Annotated in this window: 5 protein-coding genes; 3 read left to right on the top strand and 2 right to left on the bottom strand. The window is 73.9% G+C overall.

Annotated elements, in window-relative coordinates; genetic code table 11:
- Positions 1 to 69 precede the first annotated feature (69 nt).
- The gene (locus I6A81_RS44485; protein WP_238430430.1) at positions 70 to 693 is read right to left on the bottom strand and encodes a winged helix-turn-helix transcriptional regulator; all 624 of its coding nucleotides are present in this window, start codon (positions 691 to 693) and stop codon (positions 70 to 72) included.
- A gap of 154 nt (positions 694 to 847) precedes the next feature.
- Here I6A81_RS44485 and I6A81_RS40020 point away from each other — a divergent pair, with 154 nt between their 5' ends.
- Complete coding sequence (locus I6A81_RS40020; protein WP_203006072.1) at positions 848 to 1,426, top strand: NADPH-dependent FMN reductase; 579 nt, start codon at positions 848 to 850, stop codon at positions 1,424 to 1,426.
- A 114-nt stretch (positions 1,427 to 1,540) separates the two neighbouring features.
- Here I6A81_RS40020 and I6A81_RS40015 read toward each other — a convergent pair whose 3' ends face one another.
- Positions 1,541 to 2,149: a TetR/AcrR family transcriptional regulator gene (locus tag I6A81_RS40015; RefSeq protein ID WP_203006073.1), complete on the bottom strand. Its 609-nt coding sequence runs from the start codon at positions 2,147 to 2,149 to the stop codon at positions 1,541 to 1,543.
- Positions 2,150 to 2,275: 126 nt separating this feature from the next.
- On the opposite strand from I6A81_RS40015, the gene I6A81_RS40010 reads away from it, so the two are divergent.
- Positions 2,276 to 3,250, top strand: coding sequence for an NADP-dependent oxidoreductase (locus tag I6A81_RS40010; protein WP_203006074.1), 975 nt, complete (start codon positions 2,276 to 2,278; stop codon positions 3,248 to 3,250).
- Positions 3,251 to 3,487: 237 nt separating this feature from the next.
- Positions 3,488 to 5,584 (top strand): diguanylate cyclase (locus tag I6A81_RS40005; protein ID WP_203010486.1); only part of this gene is annotated, 2,097 nt, incomplete at its 3' end.

Raw genomic sequence — 5,584 nt, 5'->3', positions numbered from 1 at the left:
GGCCCCGGCCGAAGCCCGGCCGGGGCCGCCGCGGGCGCCTTTGGCCGGTTCAGGCCGGTCGAGGCAGGTTCAGGCCGGTTCCTGACTGCGCTCGGCCCGCCACAGTGAGGCGTAGAGCCCGTTGCCGGACAGGAGTTCCTCGTGGCTGCCCGCCTCGACCACGTGCCCGCGGTCGACGACGAGGATGCGGTGGCCCGCCGGCGTGGGACGTGCCGCCGGGGTGGCCGCCGGGTGGGGCTTCGCCGCGGCCTCGCCCGGCGGCGCGGGTGCGGGCGCGATCGGCGAGTTGCGCGCGTCGTACTGGGCCCGGCGCGCGTCGACCTCGGGGCGGTGGCGTTCCGCCCAGGCCGCGAGCGCGCTGATCGGCTCGAGGAGTGACTCGCCGAGCGAGGTGAGCGCGTACTCCACCCGTGGCGGCACCTCGGGGTAGGCCAGCCGCGTCACGAGCCCGTCGCGTTCGAGGCTCTTCAGCGTCTTGGCCAAAAGGCGATGCGAGATCCCATCAATCCGGTCCAGCAGGACCATGAACCGCACCGGACCGTCACGCAGTTCGGACACGACTTGCAGGGACCACTTGTCGCCGACGCGGCGAAACAGTTCCCGGACCGACCGCACGTCATGCTCCGTCGCGCACGAGGGCCGTTCACCGGCTTCGCCCGCCGTGAGCTGTCCATCGGCCGCTTCACGCGCCATCCAGCGTCCTCCTGCCAATACGCACCTCAAGGTGCGCGATGCACCTTGAAATGCAGTCTTCCGAACGGTCTGGGCCCCCGGGCAAGCTAACCCTCGCCCGAGCCGAACAAGGCCCACCGGGCGACCCATCTCGCACCGCCAAAGGAGACACAGCGTGACCAAAATCGCGATCATCGTCGGGAGCACCCGGCCGGGCCGCTACAGCGAGGGCGTCGCCCGCTGGGTTCTCGAGCAGGCGTCTCCGCGCGACGACGCGACCTTTGAGCTGGTCGACCTCGCCGACTACCCTCTCCCGCACCTCGACGAGCCGATCCCCGCGTCCGCCGGGCGTTACGAGAACGAGCACACCAGGCGGTGGTCGCAGGCAGTAGCCGAATATGACGGCTACATCTTCGTCACACCCGAGTACAACCACTCCACCACGGGCGTGCTCAAGAACGCCATCGACTACCTCTATGCCGAGTGGGCCAACAAGGCGGCCGGCTTCGTCAGCTACGGCGTCGTCGGAGGGTCGCGGGCGGTCGAGCACCTCCGGCTGATCGCCGCCGAGCTCCAGCTCGCGACCGTGCGTGGCCAGGTGGCGCTGTCGTTCTTCCACGACTTCGAGAACTTCACGACGCTCAAGCCCGAGGAGCGCCAGCACCAGGCACTCACCGAGCTTCTCGACCAACTCGTCGCCTGGTCTGGCGCCCTCGCGCCGCTGCGCGCCGCCCGCTCCCCAGCGAGCGCCTAACTCCACGGTCCGCCAGGGCTCGCCCGGCCTCGACGCGGGTCATGATCGCCGTTCCTGCCCCCTGGAGGTCGCGATCCAGGCCGGATCACGACCTCCAGGGGGCACTATCGGCGATCAGGCGTGGCAGGCCGGCGGTGGCGGAGGCGCGGGCGGGGCGAGGCCGTCGAGCAGCACGCGGACCAGATGGTCGCGGCGGTCCGCGAACGGCCCCCCGGGCTCGGCTATCGAGGCGACCGCGCCCACGAGGGCGAACATGTCCTCTCCGGTGACGTCCTGGCGGGCCAGGCCGCGCTCCTGCGCGTCGAGCAGCAGCCGGGCGCCGGCGTCGCGCAGCGCCCGGCAGGACGCTCCCAGCGCGGAGCCCGGCTCGCCGAGGGCCGCGGCCAGCGACGACGGAAGGCCCCGGTAGGCGCCGGCACCGGCCGCCAGTGCCTGGAGCCACCGCGCCAGCGCCTCGTCCGGGGCGTGGGTCTCCCGCAGGGTCTCGGCGAGCCGCGCCAGCCGGTCGAAGCCCTCGCGCAACAGGGTCTCCAGCAGCGCGTCGCGGGTCGGGAAGTGCCGGTAGAGCGTGCCCAGCCCGACGCCGGCGCGCCGCGCGATGTCCCGCAGCGAGGCCTGGGTGCCCTGCTCGGCCAGTACGTCCCGGGCCACGGCGAGGATCTCGTCGCGGTTGCGGCGGGCGTCGGCGCGCTGGCCGCGCGGCACCGGATCCGTGTCGACCAACGCGCACCCTCCTCGGGCCACGGCCGGCGCGCGACCGCCCCCTTGACTATCGGAGCACCGCTCCGCCTAGTATTCGGAGCACCGCTCCGGATCCTACCGGAGGCGAGCCCCCCGAGGAGTCATGCCATGAAGGCCATCCGGGTCCACCGCGCCGGCCCGCCCTCCGAGCTGCGCCTGGAGGAGGTCCCCGTCCCCGAGCCAGGGGCCGGAGAGGTGCTCGTCCAGGTCCACGCCGCCGGGGTCAACCCACCCGACTGGTACGGCCGTGGCGGGCTTTCGGCGATTCCGGAGGAGCTCCGGCCGGTCCTGACCTTCCCGTTCACCCCGGGCTCGGACGTCTCCGGCACCGTCGTCGCCCTCGGCCCGGGAGTGACCACCTGGGCCGAGGGCGACGAGGTGTTCGGGCTGCTGCGGTTCCCGACCACGATCGGCGGCGCGCGGGGCTACGCGGAGTACACCACCGCCCCGGTCACCGACCTGGCCCGCAAGCCGGCCGCCCTCGACCACGACCACGCCGCCGCGGTACCCATGGCCGGGCTCACCGCCTACCAGTACCTCGTCGACCACGCCAAGCCCGAACCCGGCAGCACGGTCCTGGTCAACGGCGCCGCCGGAGGTGTCGGGCACTTCCTCGTCCAGCTCGTCAGGCATCGCGGCGCCCGCGTCATCGCCGTCGCCTCCGGCCGCCACGAGGACTTCCTGCGCGGCCTCGGCGTGGACGAGTACGTCGACTACACCACCACCGCGGTCACCGACGTCGCGCGCGACGTGGACTACCTCTTCGACACGGTCGGCGGGCCGCACGGCCATCGACTCACCCCGGCGCTGCGCGACGGCGGCGTGCTCAGCCCGGTCTTCTTCGGCGACTACCACGACCACGAGCTCGCGGCTCGGGGCATCCAGCGCGCCAGCGGCCAGGTGCATTCCGACGGCCGCCAGCTCGGCGAGCTCGCCGAGCTGATCGATTCCGGGGCCGTCCGCGTCCATCTGGACAGCACCTTCCCGCTCACGGAGGCCTGGCGAGCCCACGAACGCGGCGAGCGGGGGCACCTACAGGGCAAGATCGTCCTTCGCGTAGCCGGCGCCGGGCCACGGCCGTAGCCCGGGCGGCCGTCCAGGGGGCAGCAGGCTTTGCCAGCGAACACGGGACGCGCGTAACCTTAAGTAATCTTTCGCACACAGGTGGCGATCTCCATGGGGACCTGGATGCCCAGCATGGACGTTCGACGCCTCTGAGCCAGAGGGGGCACGGCCTCGGCCCGTACGGTCTCGGCTAACCCGTCGGCGAAGCCCGCCGACGCGAGATCATCGCCCACCGGCCGGGCACGCATCGCGACAATGTTGTCGCCGAAGCGACAGAAGCACCCCCACGGGCCCGCGGGTCCGCGAGCCCGGCGCGGTCGCGGCGGCCGGCTCGGCGGGGGCAACCGCTCGTGCTGGTGGGGTCAGAACCGGTCGCGGCGTCAGGGCCGGCTCGCCACGGCCGTTCCGCTCGTCACCGGCGCCGTCCTCGCCGTCCTGCTCGCGCTCGCCGCCCTGCTGGTCGGGCGCTGGCAGCTCGGCCACGCCGAGCACGAACGCCTCGCCAACCGGGTCGGCCTCGTCCAGAGCATCGCGGACTACCGGTCGCGGACCGACGACCCCCGGGTACTTCAGGCCATGGTCGAAGGCGCCGGCTTCAGCCCGACCGACGCGGCCCGCGACGCCGGTCTGCTGCCGGTCTTCGACCTCACGCCCACGGGCAACCCGACCGTGGCCGTCGCCCTGATGGACCCGTCCGGACGGGCGATCGCGGTACGTCCGACCGGCACGTCCATCCCTGTCGACCAGCTGGGCCCCGCCTGGCGCGACGCGTTGGGCGGCCGGCCCGGCTGGTCGTCCGCCTTCGACGTGGACGGTCAGGAGGTCCGAGCCGCCCTGGCGCCGATCGGCGCCAGCACCCCCGGCGCCGGCGGTGCCACGACGGGCTCCGCGACCGGCGAGAACAGGCCACGGGCGGTCCTGGTCGCGCTGTCCATCGACACCGCCGGCCAGCGGTTCCAGGAACGCCTCGGCGTGCTCGGCACCGGCGCCGGCGGGCTGTCCCAGCTGGACCGCGACGGAGTCGCGATCTCCTCCTGGGCACCAGCCGAGGTCGGCCGGCGCCATGTCGACCCGGCCCGCCTGGCGGGCCTGCGGCCAGGTCACGCCGAGGTGTGGCAGACACGCGGAGCCGACGGCCACGAGCGAACCGTGATCGCGGCCGCGCAGCGGGCAACCGGCTACGTGACCACGTTCGAGGCCTCGACGCAGCAGCTCTACGGCGACCTGCGCGCCCAGCAGGCGAGCCGCGACCGCGCGCTCGTCGGCGTGCTGGGCGGGTCGGTGCTCGGGCTGGTCCTGTTCGGCGTGCTCCGGGAACTGGGAGTGCGCAGGGCCCGCGCCCGGCTGTACGACCTGCTGGGCAACACCCATGACGTGATCGTGCTGGTCCGCGACGGCCTGACCGTGGTGTTCATGAGCCCGTCGGCGCGGCGGCTGCTGGGCCAGGCCGACGTCGAGTGGGTCGACCAGCCGTTGCTCGACCTCGTCCACCCCGACGACCGCGAGCGGGTGGCGGCGGCGCTCACCCGCCTGCCCCCCGGCGAGACGACACTCGCCGACGTCCGGCTGCGCGCGGGTACCGCCCCGAACGGTGCCGCCCCGCTCGGCGACGCCGGTCCGCGGTGGGACACCGAAGCAGACGCCGGCGCGGCCGCGGACGTCGCGGGATTCCGTTGGTTCGACCTCACGGCGGTCGACGAGCGCGGCACCCCCGACCTCGACGGCGTGGTCATCACCTGCCACGAGGTCGGCGAACGCAAGGCCCTGCAGGACCGCCTCTCCCACCAGGCCCGGCACGACCCGCTGACCGGGCTGCCCAACCGCGCGACCTTCCTCACCCACCTCGTCGGCGCCCTCACCACCTCGGCGGCCGACGGCACGCGCAACGCGCTGTTCTTCATCGACCTCGACGGCTTCAAACCGATCAACGACAGGCACGGCCACGACGTCGGCGACCACGTGCTGCGCGTCGTCGGGCGGCGCCTCGCCGCCGTCCTGGGCGCGAACGACCTCGCCAGCCGGTTCGGTGGCGACGAGTTCGGCGTGCTGGTGCGCGAGGCCGAACCCGCGACCGCGCGACTGGTCGCCGACCGCCTCGCCGCGGCGGTCGCCGCGCCGATCGGCATGCCGAAACCGGACGGCGCGGGGGCCGCGGCGTCCACGGCCCCCGCCGAGCACCTGCGGGTCAGCGCCAGCATCGGCGTCGCGCTGAGCACACCGTCGGCCGGCGGCTGCCAGACGGGATACGACGCCAACGCCCTGCTGCGGGCCGCCGACCAGGCCATGTACGAGGCCAAACGCGCCGGGCCCGGGGCGGGCGCGGTGTTCGCGCCCGATCCCGCCCCCGCCCCC

The organism is Frankia nepalensis (assembly GCF_016786325.1).
GTDB lineage: Bacteria > Actinomycetota > Actinomycetes > Frankiales > Frankiaceae > Pseudofrankia > Pseudofrankia nepalensis.
The sequence above is the reverse complement of the archived record's forward strand: the minus strand, read 5'-3'. Positions and strand labels throughout refer to the sequence as shown.

Coding starts and splice junctions, on each gene's coding strand:
- I6A81_RS44485 (WP_238430430.1), bottom strand. CDS start 693: ATGGCGCGTGAAGCGGCCGATGGACAGCTCACGGCGGGCGAAGCCGGT.
- I6A81_RS40010 (WP_203006074.1), top strand. CDS start 2,276: ATGAAGGCCATCCGGGTCCACCGCGCCGGCCCGCCCTCCGAGCTGCGC.